This is a genomic window from Brevundimonas sp., assembly GCF_004210735.1.
Taxonomy (GTDB): domain Bacteria; phylum Pseudomonadota; class Alphaproteobacteria; order Caulobacterales; family Caulobacteraceae; genus Brevundimonas.
This window is the reverse complement of record NZ_SDZL01000001.1, coordinates 38,801-59,963: the sequence shown is the minus strand read 5'-3', so window position 1 is coordinate 59,963 and position 21,163 is coordinate 38,801. Positions and strand designations below refer to the sequence as shown.

The window sequence follows — 21,163 nt, the reverse complement described above, 5'->3', positions numbered from 1 at the left end:
CTGGATTCCGGTCGCCGGAATCATCTTCCCGGGGGCTTTCAGCGCCCGCCTGTCTCCAGTTTGGTAACCGGTGTCAGACGTCGGGGCAAGCGCGTTTCGCCGTGACGGATAGGCTCACCGGTTCGGGATAGCCGAGTGGCGGACCACCAGGGCGGGTCGCACCTCGGGCTGGACCAGCTTGGCCGGATCGACACCGCGCATGGGCGCCAGCAGTTTCTCGGCCGCCATCCGGCCCATGTCCCGGATCGGCAGGCGCACCGACGTCAGATTGGGCCACACCCGCGCCGCCATGGGCAGGTCGTCGAAGCCCACGACTGACAGATCGCGCGGCAGTTCCAGCCCCCGCTCGCGCGCCGCCTGCATCACGCCCAGCGCCATGTCGTCGTTCAGGGTGAAGATGGCGGTCGGCGGTTCGGGCAGGGACAGCAGGGCATGCCCAGCCTCGACACCCGACTCGAAGGTATAGGCGCCCTGGATGTCGTAGGCCGGGTCCAGCGGCACGCCCCGGTCGGCCAGGGCGTCGATGAAGCCCTTGCTTCGCACCGCCGACGACCGGAACAGCGTCAGGCCGCGCACCAGACCGATACGCCTGTGGCCCAGGTCAGCCAGATGCCGCGCCGCCTCGGCCGCGCCCATCCAGTCGTTGGTCACGACCATGGCTTGGGGTTCGTCCAGCGCCACCGAGGCGATCCGCACATAGGGACAGTCCAGTTCGCGCAGCAGTGCGATCACCGCCTCGTCCTCGGACACCGAGGGGGGCATGATGACGCCGAACAACCGCTGACGTTCGACGAAGCCGCGAATGTCCTCCAGCAGGGTGGGCGAGGTGCGGCTGCACGGGTGGACCACCAGCTCCAGGCCGGACCCTTTCAGAGCGTCCAGAATGCCCTGCTGCATGTTGACCACATAGGTCGGGCTGGGCTGGTCATAGATCATGCCGACCAGGAACGAGCGGCGGAACGCCAGCCCCCGCGCCTGCGGATCGGGGATGAAGCCCAGCTCGTCGATCACCGCCTGGACGCGGTCGCGCGTGTCCTGGCGCACGAACGGCGACTGGTTGATGACGCGGGACACGGTCTTCTTCGAGACCTCGGCCACGCGGGCCACGTCATTGATGGTGGCGCGCTTGCCCGATTTCGCCGGCCGCGAATCGTCGTCAGACAAAGGCGATTCCCCATATTCTCGTTGACCCTAAGCCATAGACCCACCCGGCGACCGGCGCCATGGGGTGTTTTCAAGGTGGATTGACACCGGTTTCCATCGCCGATCATTATCCGGCGTTTTCCAATGGGGCGTCAGTTGATCAACCAGTTCGCATCGCAGGAACGCCGCGCATGACGGCCGCTCCCGTCACCTCTGCGCCGACGCTCAGCGCCGATCAGGCCGTGGCCCAGGCGTTCGTCGCCGCCCGCCTGAACGCCGTCGCCGTGCCCGGTTTCCCGGGTGAGGTTCCGCAGGACATCGCCCGGTCCTACGCCATCCAGACCGCCGCCATCGCCCGGTATCCTGACCGCGTCGCGGGCTGGAAGGTCGGCGGCGTCGGCCCCGCTCAGCAGGTGACTTTGGGCGTTCATCGCGTGGCGGGCGCTATCTTTGCGGGGAATGTCTGGACGGCGGGCGACGCGCCCACGCCGCTGCCGGCTATCGAAGGTGGATTTGCCGCCGTTGAGGCCGAGTTCATCGCCCGCATCGGCGCCGACGCCGATCCTGCCAAGATTGACTGGACCATCGACGAGGCCGCTGCCCTGATCGACGCCGTCTTCATCGGGGTGGAGCTGGCGGGTAGTCCGCTGTCCACCATCAACGACCTCGGCTCGGCCGTGGTCGCTTCCGACTTCGGCAACAACGGCGGGCTGGTGATCGGGCCTGAGTTGACCGACTGGCGCGCCCGGCTGGATGACATCGCGGTCGAGACGGTGATCGACGGCGAAAGCGTCGGTCGCGGCGGCGCGACCTCACTGGCGGGCGGGGCGCTGGAATCGGTGCGCTTCCTGCTGGAGCATTGCGCCCGCTGGGGCCGGCCGCTGACGGCCGGAACCCTGATCTCGACCGGCGCCGTCACCGGTGTCCATCAGGTGTTCGTCGGCAGTGTTTCGACGTGCGTATTCCAGGGTGTGGGCGAAATCCGGTGCGTGATCGTGCCGGCCGCGCCGCATCCGTCGCAAGGCTAGAGTTCGATACAGGACGCGAACCCGCACGCCGCTATCACGGCAAAGAAGGCGGGACGGGTCGAGGAAACCAAGGGAATGGGTCTGAACCATGAGTGACGCTTCGACCGCCGCACCAAAGGAGGGGCCGCCCATCACGGTGACGGCCCCGTCCCCCGGCAAATACCGCTGGCTGATCATGTGGCTGCTGTTCGCGGCCATGGTCATCAACTACGTCGATCGCCAGATGATCGGCGTGCTGAAGCCGACGCTCGAGGCCGAGTTCGGCTGGACCGAGATGCAGTATGCGGACCTGATCTTCTGGTTCCAGGCCGCCTATGCCGTTTCCTATCTGGCGTTCGGGCGGATCATCGACCGGGTGGGCGCGCGCTGGGGCTTCGGCGCGGCCTTCCTGATCTGGCACATCGGTCACATCTTCACCGCCGGCGCGCGCGAGATGAGCCACTTCATCGCCGCCCGTGTCGTCCTGGGTGTGGGCGAGGGCGGGGGCTTCCCCGGCGGCATCAAGGCCGTGACCGAGTGGTTCCCCAAGAAGGAACGCGCCCTGGCCACCGGGCTGTTCAACGCAGGCACCAATATCGGCGCCATCGTCACGCCGCTGATCGTGCCCGGCATCGTGCTGGCGTTCGGCTGGCAGATGGCCTTCATCATCACCGGCGTTCTGGGCCTGATCTGGCTGCCGATCTGGCTGCTGGTCTATCGCACCCCGCGTGAGCAGAAGCGCCTGAGCCCCACCGAACTGGCCTATATCGAACAGGATCCGGCCGACCCCGTCGAAAAGGTCAAATGGACCAAGCTGCTGACGGTCAAGGAGACCTGGGCCTACGCCCTGGGCAAATTCCTGATCGACCCGATCTGGTGGATGTTCCTGTTCTGGCTGCCGGACTTCCTGGGCCGCACGCACGGTCTGGATCTGCGCACCTTCGGCATCCCGCTGGTCATCATCTATCTGATGAGCGACGTCGGCTCGGTCGGCGGCGGCTGGCTGTCCTCGCGGCTGATGCACCGGGGCATGAGCGTCAACCGCGCGCGCAAGACCACCATGCTGATCTGCGCCCTTCTGGCGGTGCCGGTGATGTTCGCCGCCATGGCCAGCCAGCTGTGGGTCGCGGTTCTGATCATCGGTCTGGCGACGGCGGCGCACCAGGGCTTTTCGGCCAATCTGTACAGCCTGCCGGGCGATGTCTTCCCGCGTTCGGCCGTGGGTTCGGTGGTCGGGATCGGCGGCATGGTCGGCGCCATCGGCGGTATGGCGATGGCCAAATACGCCGGCTACGTGCTCGAAAGCATCGGCACCTACACGCCGATCTTCATCGTCGCCGGTTCGGCCTATCTGATCGCGCTGGTTGTGGTGCATTTCATCACGCCGGACTACGCCCCGGCCAAGGTCTAGGGACCGGTCGGCGGACTATGGGGGCGCTCGTTTCAGGCGGGCGCCCCTTTCCAATTCGGGAGCATAGCCATGCCCACACGCCGTCATGCTCTGTCCGGTCTGGCCGCCACGACAGCCCTGTTGTTGAGCGCCGGCGGCGTCCACGCCGATGCGGCCGCGCTCCGTGTCCGAACCGGCCATGGCCCGGTGATCGGCTTTCGCGACGGCGGCGTGTCGATCTTCAAAGGGGTTCGCTACGGCGCCGACACTGGCGCCCGCCGGTTCCAGCCGCCGGTCCCGCCGACGCCGTGGGATCGCCCGGTCCAGGCCCTGTCCTATGGCGCCGCCTGTCCCCAGAACGGGGATGAGCCGAACCAGGCCGAGGACTGCCTGTTCCTGAACGTCTGGACGCCAGGCGCCGATCGGGCGCGGCGGCCGGTGATGGTCTATATCCACGGCGGCGCCTATGCGACCGGCTCGGGTTCGGACCCGCTGTACGATGGAACGCGGCTGGCCCGGCGCGGCGACGTGGTGGTGGTGACGCTGAACCACCGGTTGAACCTGTTCGGCTACGCCTCGCTGGCGCGGCTGACGCCGGGGTTCGAGGCGTCGGGCAATGTCGGTCAGCTGGACCTGATCCTGGCGCTGCAATGGGTGCGCGACAACATTGCGGCTTTCGGCGGCGATCCCGGCCGGGTCATGCTGTTCGGCCAGTCAGGCGGCGGGGCCAAGATCGCCACCCTGATGGCTACACCCGCCGCGGGCGGCCTGTTCCACGCCGTCGCAACCATGAGCGGCCAGCAGGTCACGGCCTCCGGCCCCGTCAACGCCGAGCGCCGCACCCGCGCCTGGTTGGACGCGCTGAACCTGACGCCTGATCGCGCGGCCGAGGCGGCGGCCCTGCCGGTCGAACGCCTGCTGGAGGCCGCGAAAATACAGGACCCGGTACTGGGCTATGGCGGTTTGTATTTCGGCCCAGTGCTGGATGACCAGGTGCTGCATCGCCATCCCTTCTATCCGGACGCTCCCCCGCAGTCGGCGCATATCCCGATGATCATCGGTAATACGCGGGAAGAGACCCTGGCCTTCATGGGGAACGATCCCCGCAACGCCGGCCTGACCTGGGACACGCTACCCGCGCGCCTGACGCCCGACATCCTGCGCATCGACGTGTCGCCCCAGGCGGTGATCGCCGAGTACCGGCGGCTGCATCCCGACTGGTCTCCTGATCAGGTGCTGATCCACGCCACCACCGCCGCCCGGTCATGGCGCGGCGCGATCATCGAGGCCGAGACCCGGGCCGCGTCTGTCGCCTTGGTCGGGGGCGCGCCGACCTGGGTCTATCAACTGGACTTCCCCGGCGAACTGGCCAACGGCCGTCGCGGCGCCTTTCACACGGCGGACATCCCGCTAGTGTTCGACAATGTCGCGGCCGAGGGCTCGCGGACGCGCGGGCCGGGCGCACAGGAGGTCGCCGACCGGATGGCCGACGCTTTCATCGCCTTGGCGCGGTCGGGCGATCCGAACCATCCGGGCCTGCCGCGCTGGGCGCCCTATGGGCTGGAGCGTCGCCAGACGATGCTGTTCGACGTCGACAGCCGCATGGCCGACGATCCGCGCAGGGACGAGCGCCGCTTCTTCGCGCGCATCCCCTACGTCCAGCCGGGGACTTAGGCCGACGGGGCGCTACCGCCGCCGCAACCTGGACCCTCCGGCGCACGTTTGAGCGCCAGACGCGGAAAGGCGCACCGTCATGACAACCTACAAGGTCGGCTATCTGATCGGCTCACTGGCGAAGGAATCGATCAACCGAAAACTGACGCGCGCCCTGATCAAGCTGGCGCCGGAAAAGCTGCAGTTCCACGAGATCGGCTTTGGTGACCTGCCGATCTACAGCTACGACTACGACGCGGATTTCCCACCCGAGGCGCGGGCGTTCAAGGCCGACATCCAGAAGTCGGACGCCGTCCTGTTCGTGACGCCGGAATACAATCGCTCCATCCCGGGCGGGCTCAAGAACGCGATCGACTGGGCCAGCCGCCCGTATGGCTCCAACGCCTTTGCGCGCAAGCCGGCGGCGGTGATCGGAACCTCGCCGGGCGCCATCGGCACCGCCATCGCCCAGCAGAGCCTGCGCAGCGTGCTGGGGTTCCTCAACGCGCCCCAGATGAATGCGCCCGAGGCCTACATCCAGTTCAAGCCCGGCCTGATCACCGACGACGGCGACGTCACCGTGCCCGCGACCGAGGAATTCCTTCGTCAGTATATGGAGGCGTTCCACCTGTTCATCGCCCGGGTGACCTCGGTCTTGCCGCGCGACGCCTGATCTAGCCGCGGATCGCCTCGAAACCGCCGGCGAAGACGGCCTCCATCGCGTCGCAGATGGCCGCCATCTCTGACGATTTGCACAGGCCGCCGGACAGCACGTCGATCCGTCCCGTCTGCGCCAGCGACAGGGTCAGCGACCCCGACAGCAGGTGATAGAACCAATAGAGCTGCCGGTCCGGCGTCTCGGGCGAAATCCGCTTCAGCACGGCGATGAACCGGTGGATCACCGGGTCGAAATGCTGGTGCATGGTGTCGCCGCCCCAGACCGGCGTGTTGTTCACCTGGGCCACAAGGGCCGCATAGTTCAGCCAGCTGCGATCGCCGCCCTCGAACAGCACGAACAGCGGGCGCAGGAAGGCGTCGATGGCGCCGCCCACCGTCATGGCGTCGCCCCGCTCGCGTTCATAGCGATCCAGGCTGTCCAGCCGCAGCCGGTTCACCACCTCGGCCCGCCGGCCAAAGACGGTCGAGAACAGCCGGTTCTTGTCATCGAAATAATAGTGCAGCAGCGCCGTATCGACGCCCGCTTCCTTGGCCACAGCCTTCAAGGTCACGCCATGCAGGCCGTGGCGCGCGAACAGGCCCTCGGCCACGTCCAGAATGCGGGCGGTGGTCTCTTCGCGGCGCTGGGCCTTGGGCTTGGTGACGCGGGGTTTCGACGCGGTGTCGCTCATCGCCCCTGCATAGCCGAGAATACCCGCCGGGCGCGATCCCGCAAACGCAGTATCGGGATCAACAGGTTCGCCTTGCGCGCGTGGTGGTCCAGCGACGATTTCCACCAGCCCCGCCGCGCCTCGCCGCCGGGCCTGGCGCCGAACACCATCCAGTCGTCAGCCGGGCCCCAGGCGGGCCAGTCCGTGCCCGGATCCCCATCACGGGCGAAGGCGATCCAGCGCGCGTGCAGGGCCGTCGCGACGGCGCGGTCGGCTTTGGTCGCGGGCGGCGGGGCGCCGGGCCTGTCGTCCAGGGTGTCGAAGACAAAGGCGATCTCGGCCCCGTGGTCGGCGCGCCGCACATCCGGATGACGGGCTTCCTCGACGTAGTCGAAGGCGTAGAGCCAGGCCTTCGACCGGCGCGGGCGACCGACCACCCAGCGCGCCGGCGCCGCAAAGCCGAAGTCCCGGAATCCCAGCCGGATCAGGCTCTCTTCGTCGCCCTCCGCTTCGGGATACAGCCGGGCCAGGGCGGCGTTCGGCCTGATCATCTGGCCAAAACGCTTCAGCCCGCCGCCGTAGTTCAGCAGCGAGTCTTCGCCGCTGTTCACGCCCATGATGAAGGGGATGTCGGCGAAGCGGCCGGCGGCGAAGGCGCTGATCGGGTCGCGGTCCAGCAACCTCCCGTCGATCACCGGTCCGAACGCGCCCTCGATCCCGGTCAGGCGTTCGGCCGGCAGGGCGCGCAGCGCCGCCGCGTCGGCGTTCCCCAGCCCCAGCGCCGCAGCGACGGCCACGCCGCGCGCCTCGGCGACCTTAAGCGGGGTTGCGGGCAGCCATCCGCCGCCCGACTGCACGATGGCCTTGTGGAACAGGCCGCGTGCTCGCGGCGCGGTCATCAGCGCCTGAATGTCGATACCGCCCGCCGACTCGCCGAACAGGGTGACGTTCGCGGGATCGCCGCCAAAGGCCGCGATGTTGTCGCGCACCCATTCCAGCGCCGCGATCTGATCCAGCAGGCCGTGGTTGCCCAGCGGCTCGCCGGGCGCCGCCTCGGCCGTCAGGGCAGGGTGGGCGAAGAAACCCAGGTGCCCCAGCCGATAGTTGACGGTGACCAGCAGCACGCCGTCACGCGCAAAGGCCTGACCATTATAAAAGGGCAGGGATCCCGCCCCCATCCGGTTCGATCCGCCGTGCAGCCAAACCATGACCGGCGCGGCCTCGGCGGCATTGCGCGGCGCCCAGACGTTCAGCGTCAGGCAATCCTCGGACGTCGGCTCAGGCGCGCCGCCGATGGCCACGATGTCGGGCACGTCGGCGGGCCCGGCCTGGGGCGGGGCGGGCCCGAAGGCGGCGGCCTCTCGCACGCCTTGCCATGCAGGATAGGGCCGGGGCGCGCGCCAGCGCAGATCACCGACCGGCGGCGCGGCATAGGGCAGGCCCCGGAACACCTTTGCCTCGCCCTCGATGCGTCCGCGCACCTCGCCGCACACGGTGCGCGCCAGTGGATGGTCGCCTGTCGCTGCCGTCGATATGGCCATGACACCCCTCCCGGGGCGATGGCGCCCTCGTTATCGTTCATCAAAGAATGAACAACCTCATCGAGCCTGTCGAGCCGTCGAGGGCAATGATCATTCATGCTTGAATGAATGATGTTGACAGGCGTCGCCATTCGACACACCGTCCGCCCTAACAGTGATCAGCGGCGACCTAACGACCGCGCGGGAGGATGAGATGACCAAGACCACAGGACAGTTGCGTCGTGTTTTGATGGCTGGCGCCATGCTGGTCACGCCGATGGCCGCCGCGCCGGCGTTCGCCCAGGAGGCCCAGCCCACTCAGGCGGACGCGCTTCAGGCCTATGCCGTCGATGAAATCGTCGTCACGGCGCGTCGCCGCGAGGAATCGCTGAAGGACGTGCCGGTCGCCGTCACCGCCGTCAGCAGCGAGCGTCTGGAACAGACCGGCGCGGCCGACATCACCGCCCTGCAGCAACAAACGCCGAACGCCACGGTCCAGATCGCGCGCGGCACCAACTCGACCCTGACCAGCTTCATCCGCGGCGTGGGCCAGCAGGACCCGCTGTGGGGCTTTGAGCCGGGCGTGGGCCTGTACGTCGATGACGTCTATGTGGCCCGTCCTCAGGGCGCGGTGCTGGACATCTTCGACATTGAGCGGCTGGAGGTCCTGCGCGGCCCGCAAGGCACGCTGTATGGCCGCAACACCATCGGTGGCGCGATCAAATACGTCACCAAACGTCTGGCCCAGGATCCGGAGCTGACCCTCAAGGGCGCCTATGGCAGCTACAACCAGATCGACCTGATCGCCTCGGGCTCGGCCCCGATCACCGAGGCGCTGCGCATCGGCGGCGCAGTGGCCCGTTATACCCGCGACGGCTATGGTCAGAACCTGAACACCGGCGCCGAACACTACAACAAGGATGTCACGGCGGCCCGCGTCAGCGTCGAATGGACCCCGAACGACGACCTGTTCTTCCGTCTGTCGGGCGACATCACCCAGGACGATTCCAACGCCCGTCACGGCTACCGGATTCTGGCCCCCAGCCCGGCCGACGTCTATGACACCAACGCCGGGATCGGCGACGACTCCAGCGTCCGCACGCGCGGTCTGTCCTTCACCGGCGAATGGCGGATGAACGACATCGTGACCTTCAAGTCGGTCACCGCCTGGCGCGACGGCGACACCTCGGGCGCGGGCATCGACTTCGACGGCCTGCCCCAGCCGATCCTCGACATCCCCGGCTACTACGCCGACGAACAGCTGACCCAGGAATTCCAGCTGCTGTTCCAGGGCGAGCGCTGGCAGGGCGTGGCTGGCCTGTTCTACATGGACGCCTCGGCCGAGGGCGCCTTTGACACCGTGCTGGGGCTTGTGACCCTGGCCGCGCCGCCGGCCCCGGCGGGCATGACGACCTTTACCGGCGGCAGCGTGGACACGCGCAGCATCGCCGCCTTCGCTGACTTCAGCTACGACGTGACCGATCAGTTCTCGGTCTCGGTCGGCGGCCGCTGGACCCGCGACAAGAAGACGGTCGACCAGCTGCGTCAGGTCTATCTGGGCATCAAGAGCCCGTTCTTCGGCAACGCCGGCGCCATCGCGGCGGGCCCGCCGAATACCGACTACACCGCGTCGGACACCTATGAAGAGTTCACGCCCCGGGTCAGCGCCAGCTACAAATTCACCCCGGACCTGACCGGCTACGCCTCGTACGGGCGCGGGTTCAAGTCGGGCGGTTTCGACATGCGCGGCGACGCCTCGCTGTATCCCGAAACCGTCAACGGTTACGCCCCGGAACTGGTCGACACCTACGAACTGGGCTTGAAGGGCTCGCTGGCCGACGGTCGCATCAACTTCGCCACCGCCCTGTTCAAGTCGGAATACACCGACCAGCAGATCACCTCGCAGATCTTCGTGCCGCCGGCCTCGGTCGCCAGCTTCGTCGACAATGCGGGCTCCAGCGAAATCTGGGGCTGGGAGCTGGAGGCCCAGGCCTGGATCACCCGGAACCTGGCCGCCCGCCTGACGCTCGGTTACCTGGACGCCCGGTTCAACGAGTTCGTCACCCTGAACACCACGACCGGCGTCCGCGAGGACCTGGCCGACGAGCGCGATTTCCAGAACACACCCGACTGGACCGCCAACCTGGCCCTGCCTTACAGCGTCGATCTGGGTCAGGGCCGCGGCTCGGTGATCTTCACCCCGTCCGCCTCGTATCGCGGCGCGACCCAGATGTTCGAGCAGGCCCTGCCGTTGCTCGATCAGGGGGCCTATTGGCTGTACGACGCCACCCTGCTGTGGACCGCCGAAAGCGGGCGCTATCGCATCGGACTGAGCGGTCGCAACCTGTCCGACGAACGCTATCGCGCGGGCGGCTATAATTTCGCAGGCGCGATCACGGGTAACTCGGTGATCGGCTTCTATGGCGCGCCGCGCACGGTGACGCTGAACCTGACGGCCAATTTCTGACTTCCGGCCACTGGCGGAGATGGAGCCCCGGCTTCATCTCCGCCGTCTTTATCGACATTCCACCCCCAAGCGGGCAATCCATCCTTTCGGAGACTGCGAAGGGGTGAGCGATGACCAAGACAATCTGGCGCGGCGGCGCCGCCTGCGTGGCGGCCCTGATGCTGGCCACAGCCGCCCCGACGTCGGCCCAACCCTCTGATCCAGGCCTGACCTCGGCCGTCGCGGCCTATGAGGCCATCGCCCTGCCGCTGGAGGATCCGGCCTCTGTCGGCGCCCAGTGGACTTTGCCGGATGTCACCCCCGCCGCCATCGCCGCGCGCCAGGCCGGCTACGCCCGCGTCCGCGCCGATCTGGACCGCGTCGACCCCGCCGCCCTGTCGGCCTCCGAGCGGCTGACCCGCGAACTCCTGATCTGGACGCTGGACGAAAAGCTGGCCGGCGCCGCCTTCGATGAGGAGCGCCTGCCGTTCAGCAGCGACGGCGGTTTCGACACCACCCTGCTGTACCGCGCCGACGCCGCCCGTATCGCGAACGAAGCGGACGCCCGCCGCTGGATCGCTCTGCTGGATCAGGTGCCGGCCTGGTACGCCGCCAATATCGCCAATGCCAGGCGCGGGGTTCAGACCGGCTTCGTCCAGCCGATGGTGACGACCAAGGGCGTGCTGGCCCGCGCCCGCCGCGCCGCCGAAACGCCGATGGCCGACGATCCCCTGCTGGCCCCGCTGAAAGCCTTGCCCGCCGGCATTCCCGCCGCCCGCCAGGCCACGCTGTTGCAAGAGGGGCAGGCCGCTATCGCCCGCTCCGTGGCCCCCGCCCGCGCATCCTTCGTCACCTTCCTGGAGGGGGAATATCTGCCCCGCGCCGGCGCCTCGCTGGCCGTATCCGACCTGCCGGGCGGCGAGGCCTATTACGCCTGGCTGGTGCGCAGCCACACCACCACCGACATGACCCCGGACCAGGTGCACGAACTGGGCCTGCGCGAGGTCGCGCGCATCCGCGCCGCGATGGAGACGGTCAAGGTCGAGGCCGGCTTCACCGGCGACATGGCCGCCTTCCGCGCCTTCCTGCGCACCGACGACCGGTTCTACGCCACGACCCGCCAGCAGCTTCTGGAAAAGGCCAGCGAGATCGCCAAGCGGGTGGACGACCGGCTGCCCGCCCATTTCCGCACCCTGCCGCGCCTCAGCTATGGCGTTCGCCCCGTGCCCGCCGCGATCGAAGAGGGCTACACCACCGGCCGCTATTTCGAGGGCAGTCAGGAACAGGGCCGCGCCGGCGGGCTGATGATCAACACCTCGGCCCTGCGTGAGCGGCCGCTGTACGAACTGCCCGCCCTGGTGCTGCACGAAGGCGCGCCGGGCCACCACATCCAGATTTCGCTGGCCCAGGAGCAGGCGGCCGTCCCGACCTTCCGCCGCTCGCTCTACGTCAACGCCTTTGGCGAGGGATGGGGCCTGTATTCGGAATGGCTGGGCGAGGGGATGGGCCTGTACCGCGACCCTTATGAGAAGTTCGGCCGTCTGTCCTACGAGATGTGGCGCGCCTGCCGGCTGGTGGCCGACACCGGCCTGCACGCCCGGCGCTGGACCATGGAGCAGGCCCGCGCCTGCTTCGCCGAGAACACCGCCCTGTCGCCGGTCAACATCGAGGTCGAGTTGCAGCGCTACGTTTCCTGGCCCGGCCAGGCCCTGTCGTACAAGGTGGGCGAGCTGAAGCTGATCGAACTGCGCCGCCGGGCCGAGGCGGCCCTTGGCGACCGGTTTGACGAGCGGGATTTCCACGACGCCGTCCTGCTGAACGGCTCATTGCCGCTGGCGGTGCTGGAGCGCGAGATCGACATCTGGATCGCCGCGCAGCAGGCCGGCTGAACGGCCAAGGTTGCAAAACGTAAAACGCGCTTTTCAATACGGCCGGATACGTGCACACAGGACCGAACGCCATACCCGCGCCGGACCGGCTGCGGACAGCCGAAAGATCGTCATGGGCCCGACCCTTACCGAGAAGGAGCATGCGCTTCTTAACCTGCTGCGCCAGGACGCCCGCCAGACCGTCACCGCCCTGGCGGCGCAACTGAAGGTAAGCCGTCCCACGCTGCAGAACATGATGGACAAGCTGGAGCAGGTGGCCATCGCCCGCTACACCGTCGAACTGCAACCGACGTTCGCCAACGCCCAGATCCGGGCCTTTGTCCTGCTGACTCGCGATCCCAAGAAATCCACCGAGATCGTGGACGTCCTGCGGCGCTTTCCGCACGTCAAATACGTCTGCACCGTCACCGGCCAATTCGATGTTCTGGTGGAGCTGGAGGCCGAGAGCTACGACGATCTGGAAGGCATCCTGAACGGGATCGAGGTCATCGACGGCGTGGTCCGCACCCAGACCTATATGGTCCTGGCCGAGAAACACTCCCAGATGCGCGGCGCCGCCTGAATCCTGCGACAAATTCAAAGCGTTCCGTGCCAAGACGTAAAAGAATTCGTCAGCGACTTGCCAAAATATAAAATCAGACTACAAAACGGAAAGCGCAGCACCGCTTCCGTTTAAGAAGCGAAAGGCCTCTCTCCAGAGGCGGCGGTGTCGCCGGGGGGAGTCATGTCGCTGTTTCTGGACCGTCGTTCGTTCCTGGCCGTATCCGCCGCCGCCATGGCGTCGGGCTGCGCCGCCGGTCGCGCCGATGCGGCGGGGCAGGGGCTGGTGTTCGACGCCCTGGGCGAGATGCGCACCACCTATGACATGGCTCTGGTGGACCAGATCATCGCCGCCGGCACCCGCGCCCTCGCCGTCACTCTGACCGATCCCAAGGTTGCGGAAGCGCAAGCGTTCGACGCCTTCCTGAAGGACCATCAGGCCTACGAAAGCTACTACGCGGCCAACGCCGACCGCTTCATCCGCGCCCGCGCCGTCGCCGACATCGACCGCGCCGTGGCCGGAAACAAGATCGCCGTCTTTTACAATTTGCAGGACAGCGCCCCGGCGGGTCGCGATCCCGACGGCGTGGCCCGGCTCAAGGCTCTGGGCGTCACCAGCATCCAGCTGACCTACAACACGCTGAACGCCGCGGGCGCCGGCTGTTTCGAGGCGGTCGATCCCGGCGTCACCCCCTTCGGCCGCGAACTGATCGCCCGGATGGAGGCCGAGCGCGTCCTGCTGGACCTGTCGCACGCGGGCATGAAGACCATGGCCGACGCCATCGCCGTCTCCACGCGGCCGATGATCATCTCGCACACCGCCTGCAAGGCGCTGCGCGACCATCGTCGCAACACCACCGACGACAATATGCGCGCCGTCGCCGACAAGGGCGGACTGGTCGGGATCACCCAGATCCGGACATTCCTGACGGATGCGAAGACCGACAATCTCGGCGTCTATTTCCAGCACATCGCCCACGCGGTGAAGCGGATCGGCGCCGATCACGTCTGCATAGGCAGCGACCGCGACCACCGCGTGGTGCCCGACACACCCGAGGAGTTGCGCGTCCTGCTGCAGGAGGAGGGATCCCAGATCCAGCCCGACGACTGGCCGCTCTATCTGGACGGGCTGAACGGTCCGCGCCGGATGGAGACGGTCCGTCAGGGGCTGGAGGGGCTGGGGCTCTCCGCAACGGACATCGACAAGATCATGGGCGGCAATCTGCGCCGCCTCTACCAGGACGTCGTCGGCTGAGGCGCGGCGAACGACAACGACAACCAGAAACGAAAGCGAACTCTCGATGAATATGAGGATGTATCTCGTCTCCGGCGCCGCCGCCCTGTCGCTGCTTTGCGCCGGCGCCGCGACGGCCCAGGAACAAAGCTATCAGGGCCGCACCCTGTTCGGCGATCCGATGCACACCACCATCGGCTCGAACCCGGTCAACGCCGCCCCGTCCGACGCCCTGGAGCGCGCCACGCGTGAGGCCAAGGCCGCCTACGAAGCCGATCCCTCGATCGACAACGTCACCTGGTATGGTCGTCTGCTGGGCTACAACGGCCTGATGCGCGAGGCGACCGAGGTCTATACCGCCGGCCTGCGTCGCTATCCGAACTCGGCCAAGCTGCTGCGTCACCGCGCGCACCGCTATTTCAGCCTGCGCATGTTCGACGAATCCATCGCCGACGGCCTGAAGTCGGCTCAGCTGTATGAAGGCATGCCGCTGGAGCGCGAGCGTCTGGGCCCCGACTACTTCCCCAGCACCCGCGACGTGGTCCAGTTCTACGCCTACTACCACCTGGGCCAAGCCTATTTCGCCAAGCACGACTACGCCAACGCCGCTAAGTGGTTCGGCCAGTCGCGCGAAGTGGCGCTGGGCATCCAGGGCGCGTCGGACGAAACGGCCGCGACCTACTGGCTCTACCTCTCGCTGGCCCGCGGCGGCCGTTACGAGGAAGGTCAGAAGCTGCTGAAGGACTTCGACATCACGCTGCTGGACCTCGTGAACAACATCGAGTCGAACTACTATTTCGACGGCATCCAGCTGTTCAAGAACCTGCGTGATCCGGCCGACGTCTATTCGGAAGTCGACGGCGGCAAGGCCTTCAGCACGGCCGACGGCATCAAGGCGTCCACCGCCTACAGCCTGGCCAACTACTACCTGCTGATCGGTGATCGCGAGAAGGCGCGCGAGAACCTGGCCCGGTCCCTGAACACCGACACCTGGAGCTATTTCGCCCGCATCCAGGCCGAGGCCGATTGGGTCCACCTGTTCGGACGTCAGCGTCCCTGATCCGACCCTGAGTTCAAGCGTCCCATAGCGGGCGCGTCACCCGGCGCGCCCGATCCTCCAGAACGATACGGAGAACACTCATGCGAGTGAACGCATCCCTGCGCCTTGCGCTGACCGCGACCGCGGCAGCCAGCGCCCTCATCGTCGCCGCCCCTGAACTGGCCATGGCCCAGGAGCAGACCTCTGCCGTTTCGGTCGACGACGTCGTCGTCACCGGCTCGCGCATCCGCCGCCAGGACCTGGTCTCGTCCAGCCCGGTGACCACCGTCACCAGCGAGGATCTGAAGATCGCCTCGGCCGGTACGGTCGAGGAATATCTGAACACCCTGCCGCAACTGGTCGCCGGCTCGACCAAGGGCACCAACGTCACCGGCGAATCCGACGCCACCGCCAGCCTGAACCTGCGCGGCCTGGGCCCGCAGCGGACCCTGGTCCTGGTCAACGGTCGCCGCTTCATGGCCTCGAACCAGAAGGGCATCGTCGACGTCAACAACATCCCGGCCTCGCTGGTCGAGCGGGTCGAACTGGTCACCGGCGGCGCCTCGGCCGTCTATGGCTCGGACGCCATGGCTGGCGTCGTCAACTTCATCCTGCGCGACCGTTTCGACGGCGCCCTGATCGAGAGCCGCTACGGCATCTCGGGCGAAGGCGACGGCCAGACCTGGAGCGTCGCGGGCACCATCGGCGCCAGCACCGACAACGCCGGCGCCTGGCTGCACGTCAACTACGAGACCCGCGACACCGTTCGCGCCAACTCGCGCGACCTGACCCGCTACGGCCTGACCGACACCGGCTCGGGCTTCGTCCGCACCGGCACGCTCAGCCGTCTGGGCGGCACGCTGATCGGTATTCCGACCTCGGACGGCGCCGGCGGTTTCGTCAACACCAACTACGCGCTCGACAACGGCGTGCCGCGTCTGTTCAACGCTGCCACGGACACCAATTTCGACCTGACCGGCGACTATGCCATCCAGATCCCGCTGGACCGCACCAACGTGTTCGGTCGCGGCTTCTATGACTTCAACAACGGCGTCCGCGCCTTCGCCGAGGTCAGCTTCAACCACATCGAGTCGGCGGCGGTCCTGTCGCGCACGGCGGTCAACGCCCGCCAGACGACCAACGTCCCGGGCGTTCCCTACAACGCCTCGTTCGTGACCCCGCAAATGGCCGCCCTGCTGGCCCAGCGCCCGGACCCGACCGCGCCGTTCGCCGTGCGTGTCGCCTCGCCGATGGAGTTCCCGGAACGCGAGATCGCCTACAGCCGCGACATGTACCGCATCCTGACGGGTCTGGAAGGCAAGCTGGGCGACAACTGGGAATGGGCCGCCAGCTACAGCTACAGCCACCTGTCCACGACCGAAGTCCAGCGCGGCGACATCTCGCGCCGCACCTTCGTCGAAGCCTCGACCCCCAGCATCACCGACCCGACGCGCTGCGCCAGCGGCAACCCGCAGTGCGTGCTGATCACCAGCCTGGACACCTGGTCGCCCGAACTGATCGACTTCCTGCGCGTCGACAACATCAGCTCGACCAACATCACGGAAAAGATCGCTGCGGCCCAGATCACCGGTGACCTGTTCACCCTGCCGGCCGGCGTCGTCGGCTTCGCGGCGGGCGCGGAATACCGCTCGGTCGAAAGCGCCGACAACCCGGCCCCGGTCCTGCTGGACTTCGCCTCCGCCGGCTTTGGCGAGCGCAACGCCACGCGCGGCGAATATGACGTCAGCGAAGTCTATGCCGAGGCCATCGTTCCGCTGCTCAGCAACGTCGGGTTCGCCGAATATGTCGGCCTGGAACTGGCCGCCCGCTATTCGGACTATTCGTCGGCGGGTCAGGTCTGGACCTACAAGGCCGGCGGCGAGGCCAAGCTGAACAGCGACTGGCGTCTGCGCGCCCTGTATCAACGCGCCGCCCGCGCCCCGAACATCTATGAGCTGTTCGGCGGCCTGGTGAACACCTATCCGGCGATGATCGATCCCTGCTCGGCCACCGCCAACCCGACCGGCGCGGTCGCGGACCTGTGTATCGCCCAAGGCATCCCGGCCGGCGTCATCGGTTCGTATCAACAGAACGGCGCCGCGCTTGAGGCCCGCCTGGTGTCGAACCCGAACCTGAACCCGGAAACCTCGGACACCATGACCCTGGGCTTCGTGTTCACGCCCTCGGCCATTCCGGGCTTCAACCTGACCGTCGACTACTATGACATCAAGATCGACGACGCGATCGAGCGTCTGTCGGGCGGTCCGGGCGGCGTGCTGAACGCCTGCTTCCAGAGCAACGACGTCAACAGCGTCTACTGCCAGACCTTCACCCGCTCGCCCACGACCTACGAGATCATCGACTGGGGCGTGCCGCTGGCCAATGTGGCTCAGCTGCACACCGCGGGCGTCGATTTCGCGGCCAACTATCGCTGGGACATGGACAACCTGGGCTGGGGTGGCGACACCGCGCGCATGACCGCCAGCCTGCTGGGCACCTGGGTGCAGAAGAACACCCTGCAGCCCAACCCCCAGTCGCGTGAAGTCGACCGCGTGGGCACTGTCGGCGGCGACACACCGGCGATCCCGGAATGGCGTCTGACCAGCAGCCTGGGCTGGGCCAGCAACAACCTGAGCGTCACCTGGCGCACCGAGTTCATCTCGGAGCTCAAGGACCGGAAATACGCCACGGCCATCCTGAACGGCTCGGCCAATCCGACCGCGGGCATCACCCATCCGACGGTGGACGCCTATTTCTATCACCACCTGCACGCCGCCTATAACTTCGGCGAGCGCTACCAGGTCTTCGGCGGGGTCCAGAACCTGTTCGACAAGGAGGCGCCCCTCCTGACCTCGCCTATCGAGTCGAACACGGATCCGAACACCTATGATACGATCGGTCGGTATTTCTACGCCGGTCTGTCGGTTCGGTTCTGATCCCCGGATGAAGACGGGAGGGCGGGCCTGTGGCTCGCCCTCCCATTCTCTCCGCATTTCGGGCCCCGGCGCGTGACGGCGCGACGGCTTCCCTTTCTGTTGCCTCGTTTCGGACGACGGCGCTCAAGGTTTTGTATTCATGAATGACTTGTCGGGCATTGACCGCCTTTCGGCCCGGGGTGGCCGAGCCTCGGTGGCGGATCGGGTGCTGAACGCCTTTGACCTGCACCGGCATATTGCGGTCAGCGGCGACATCCCGGTCGGCAGCCCCATCGACGGCTCGATCCTGGGCGGCCTGAAAGCGGCCCGTCCCGCCGAGATTCAGACCGCCATCGCCGCCGCCTCGGACGCCTTCCCCCAATGGCGCGATACGCCCGCCCCGGTGCGCGGCGAACTGGTCCGCCTGCTGGGCGAAGAACTGCGCGCTCACAAGGAAGAGCTGGGCGCCCTGGTCAGCCTGGAGGCCGGCAAGGTCACCTCCGAGGGCCTGGGCGAGGTCCAGGAGATGATCGACATCTGCGACTTCGCCGTCGGCCTGTCGCGTCAGCTGCACGGCCTGACCATCGCCTCGGAACGGCCCGGCCACCACATGACCGAGACCTGGCATCCGCTGGGTCCGGTCGGCGTCATCTCGGCCTTCAACTTCCCCGTCGCGGTCTGGTCGTGGAACACGGCCCTGGCGCTGGTCTGCGGCGATCCGGTGATCTGGAAGCCGTCGGAAAAGACCCCCCTGTGCGGCCTGGCCTGCCAGTATCTGTTCGAGCGGGCGGCGGCCCGGTTCGGCGCTGCGCCCAAGGGCCTGCATCAGATCCTGATCGGCGGCCGTGAGGTGGGCGAGGCCCTGGCCGACAGCCCGGCCATCAAACTGGTCAGCGCGACCGGCAGCACCCGCATGGGCCGCGTGCTGGGCCCGCGTGTCGCGGCCCGCTTCGGCCGCACTATCCTGGAACTGGGCGGCAACAACGCCGTCATCGTCGCCCCCAGCGCCGATCTGGAGCTGGCCATCCGCGGCATCCTGTTCGGCGCGGCCGGCACGGCGGGCCAGCGCTGCACCACCACGCGCCGCCTGTTCGTCCACGACAGCGTCTATGACGCCCTGGTTCCCCGTCTCAAGTCCGCCTATGCCGCCATCACCATCGGCGATCCGATGCAGGCCGGTGTTCTGGTCGGCCCCCTGATCGACGAGGCGGCTCGCGACGGCATGGTCGCCACGCTGGACAAGGCGCGCGCATCCGGCGCCGTCGTCTCGGGCGGCGAGCGCGTCGAACTGCTGGAACTGGCTGGCGGATTCTATATGCGCCCGGCCCTGGTCGAGCATCCGGCCGACGTGACCAATGTGATGGAGGAGACCTTCGCCCCCATTCTGCACGTCTTCCGCTACACCGATTTCGAGGATGCGGTTCGCCGCAACAACGACGTGCCCCAGGGCCTGTCGTCGGCCATCTTCACCACCGATCTGCGCGAGGCGGGCCGCTTCATCTCGGCGGCAGGCAGCGACTGCGGCATCGCCAACGTCAATCTGGGCACCTCGGGCGCCGAGATCGGTGGGGCCTTCGGCGGCGAAAAGGAAACCGGGGGCGGCCGCGAATCCGGCTCCGACTCGTGGAAGGCCTATATGCGCCGCCAGACGCACACGATGAACTATTCGTCCGAGTTGCCGCTGGCCCAGGGCGTCGACTTCCCCATCTGAGCGGTCCTCCGATCAGGCTCCCCGAGGGGCGGTCGCCGCTGGACGCGGCGGCCGCTTCGGGCTCAACTGATCGTCAATCAGACGAACGGGGAGGGCGACTTTGGCCGGACCGCTGGCGGGCATCCGCATCATCGAGATCGCGGGCATCGGCCCCGGCCCCTTCTGCGGCATGATGCTGGCGGATCAGGGGGCCGAGGTCATCCAGGTCCATCGCCCCGGCGCCGCGCCCGATCCGCGCGACCCGCTCTCCAGATCCCGCAAGCTGGTTGAGGCGGACCTGAAGACGCCGCAGGGCGTGGCGCGCGTGCGCGAGCTCGCCGCCGGCGCCGATGGATTGTTCGAGGGCTTTCGACCGGGGGTGATGGAGCGGCTGGGTCTGGGCCCGGACGTGCTACTGGCCGACAATCCGCGCCTGGTTTACGGCCGTATGACCGGCTGGGGCCAGACCGGGCCGCTGGCCCAGGCTCCGGGACACGACATCGACTACATCGCCATCTCCGGCGCCCTGCACGCCTTCGGCCGGGCAGGGGACAAGCCCACACCGCCGCTGAATCTGGTGGGCGATTTCGGCGGGGGCGGCATGCTGCTGGCCTTCGGCATGGTCAGCGCCCTGCTGGGCGCGCGCCGCACCGGCCGGGGCGAGGTCATCGACTGCGCCATGACCGAGGGCTCGGCCCTGTTGATGAGCATGATCTGGGGCTTCCGCCAGACCCTGGGCTGGCGCGACCAGCGCGGGGTCAATCTGCTGGATACCGGCGCCCATTTCTACGACACCTATGAAACGGCGGACGGCGGCCATATCGCGGTCGGCGCGATCGAACCCCTGTTCTACGCCGCCCTGCGCGCCGTCGCCGGGGTCGCAGACGATCCCGCCTTTGACGCCCAGTTCGACCCGGCGGCGTGGCCGGCGCTCAAGGACAAGCTGACGGCCATCTTCCTGACCCGCACCCGCGACGACTGGTGCGCCATGGCCGGGGCGCATGACGCCTGCATCGCGCCGGTCCTGTCGATGGCCGAGGCGCCGGACCATCCCCACAATGTCGCGCGCGGCGCCTTCATCGAGCGGCAGGGTGTAATCCAGCCCGCCCCCGCGCCCCGCTATCGCAACGAGCCGCCGGCTGCGCCCCGCGCGCCCGCGCCGCTCGAAGAGTAAGGGCCGGGCGCCGGTCCGACCCGATCGGCCATCATTCCCAACCCTGACAACGTCGATGTTTGCGGGCCGAATCGCGCATTCGGCCACCCGCGCCGGGGACCGCGCTATGATGGGCGCTGATCTTTCCCATCGTCGGCCCCGCACACCGCAACTCCGACGCCGCCGGGAGTGTACGGTTGCACGACTTGCACTGTT

The 21,163-nt window shown here is 67.6% G+C and carries 15 protein-coding genes; 12 read left to right on the top strand and 3 right to left on the bottom strand.

The features are described 5' to 3' along the window. Positions 1–114 precede the first annotated feature (114 nt). Complete coding sequence (locus tag EON91_RS00260) at positions 115–1,164, bottom strand: LacI family DNA-binding transcriptional regulator (RefSeq protein WP_292090793.1); 1,050 nt, start codon at positions 1,162–1,164, stop codon at positions 115–117. 170 nt (positions 1,165–1,334) lie between these two features. Between EON91_RS00260 and EON91_RS00255 the strand changes: the two genes are divergently transcribed. The 4 genes from EON91_RS00255 (at position 1,335) to EON91_RS00240 (ending at position 5,866) form a co-directional block, all read left to right on the top strand. Further along, positions 1,335–2,171 carry a fumarylacetoacetate hydrolase family protein gene (locus EON91_RS00255; RefSeq protein WP_292090792.1) on the top strand — a complete coding sequence of 279 codons (837 nt, stop codon included), beginning with the start codon at positions 1,335–1,337 and terminating at the stop codon, positions 2,169–2,171. A gap of 175 nt (positions 2,172–2,346) precedes the next feature. Then, the gene (locus EON91_RS00250; RefSeq protein WP_292090833.1) at positions 2,347–3,561 is read left to right on the top strand and encodes an MFS transporter; all 1,215 of its coding nucleotides are present in this window, start codon (positions 2,347–2,349) and stop codon (positions 3,559–3,561) included. Between the two features lie 69 nt (positions 3,562–3,630). Continuing rightward, the gene (locus tag EON91_RS00245) at positions 3,631–5,214 is read left to right on the top strand and encodes a carboxylesterase/lipase family protein (protein WP_292090790.1); all 1,584 of its coding nucleotides are present in this window, start codon (positions 3,631–3,633) and stop codon (positions 5,212–5,214) included. 79 nt (positions 5,215–5,293) lie between these two features. Beyond that, a complete protein-coding gene (locus EON91_RS00240) occupies positions 5,294–5,866 on the top strand; it encodes an NADPH-dependent FMN reductase (protein ID WP_292090788.1) in 573 nt (190 codons plus the stop codon). A gap of 1 nt (position 5,867) precedes the next feature. Here EON91_RS00240 and EON91_RS00235 read toward each other — a convergent pair whose 3' ends face one another. Both EON91_RS00235 and EON91_RS00230 read right to left on the bottom strand, forming a co-directional pair. Further along, positions 5,868–6,542, bottom strand: a complete 675-nt coding sequence (locus EON91_RS00235; RefSeq protein ID WP_292090786.1) for a TetR/AcrR family transcriptional regulator — start codon at positions 6,540–6,542, stop codon at positions 5,868–5,870. Further along, positions 6,539–8,062, bottom strand: a complete 1,524-nt coding sequence (locus tag EON91_RS00230; RefSeq protein WP_292090785.1) for a carboxylesterase family protein — start codon at positions 8,060–8,062, stop codon at positions 6,539–6,541. The genes EON91_RS00235 and EON91_RS00230 overlap by 4 nt, the downstream gene beginning before the upstream one ends. 193 nt (positions 8,063–8,255) lie before the next feature. On the opposite strand from EON91_RS00230, the gene EON91_RS00225 reads away from it, so the two are divergent. The 8 genes from EON91_RS00225 to EON91_RS00190 all read left to right on the top strand — a co-directional run bounded on the left by EON91_RS00225 (position 8,256) and on the right by EON91_RS00190 (position 20,968). Beyond that, complete coding sequence (locus EON91_RS00225) at positions 8,256–10,508, top strand: TonB-dependent receptor (RefSeq protein WP_292090783.1); 2,253 nt, start codon at positions 8,256–8,258, stop codon at positions 10,506–10,508. A 110-nt stretch (positions 10,509–10,618) separates the two neighbouring features. Continuing rightward, entirely contained in the window at positions 10,619–12,376 is a 1,758-nt protein-coding gene (locus EON91_RS00220; RefSeq protein WP_292090781.1) for a DUF885 family protein, read from the top strand. Between the two features lie 112 nt (positions 12,377–12,488). Continuing rightward, entirely contained in the window at positions 12,489–12,938 is a 450-nt protein-coding gene (locus tag EON91_RS00215) for an Lrp/AsnC family transcriptional regulator (protein WP_292090780.1), read from the top strand. 162 nt (positions 12,939–13,100) lie between these two features. After that, the gene (locus EON91_RS00210; RefSeq protein ID WP_292090778.1) at positions 13,101–14,171 is read left to right on the top strand and encodes a membrane dipeptidase; all 1,071 of its coding nucleotides are present in this window, start codon (positions 13,101–13,103) and stop codon (positions 14,169–14,171) included. A gap of 58 nt (positions 14,172–14,229) precedes the next feature. Then, entirely contained in the window at positions 14,230–15,210 is a 981-nt protein-coding gene (locus EON91_RS00205) for a hypothetical protein (protein ID WP_292090776.1), read from the top strand. A gap of 80 nt (positions 15,211–15,290) precedes the next feature. Next, positions 15,291–18,125 (top strand): TonB-dependent receptor, encoded by a 2,835-nt coding sequence (locus EON91_RS00200; protein WP_292090775.1) that lies wholly within the window; start codon positions 15,291–15,293, stop codon positions 18,123–18,125. A gap of 139 nt (positions 18,126–18,264) precedes the next feature. Next, a complete protein-coding gene (locus tag EON91_RS00195) occupies positions 18,265–19,815 on the top strand; it encodes an aldehyde dehydrogenase family protein (RefSeq protein WP_292090774.1) in 1,551 nt (516 codons plus the stop codon). 100 nt (positions 19,816–19,915) lie between these two features. Next, positions 19,916–20,968, top strand: a complete 1,053-nt coding sequence (locus EON91_RS00190; protein ID WP_292090772.1) for a CaiB/BaiF CoA-transferase family protein — start codon at positions 19,916–19,918, stop codon at positions 20,966–20,968. Positions 20,969–21,163 lie beyond the last annotated feature (195 nt).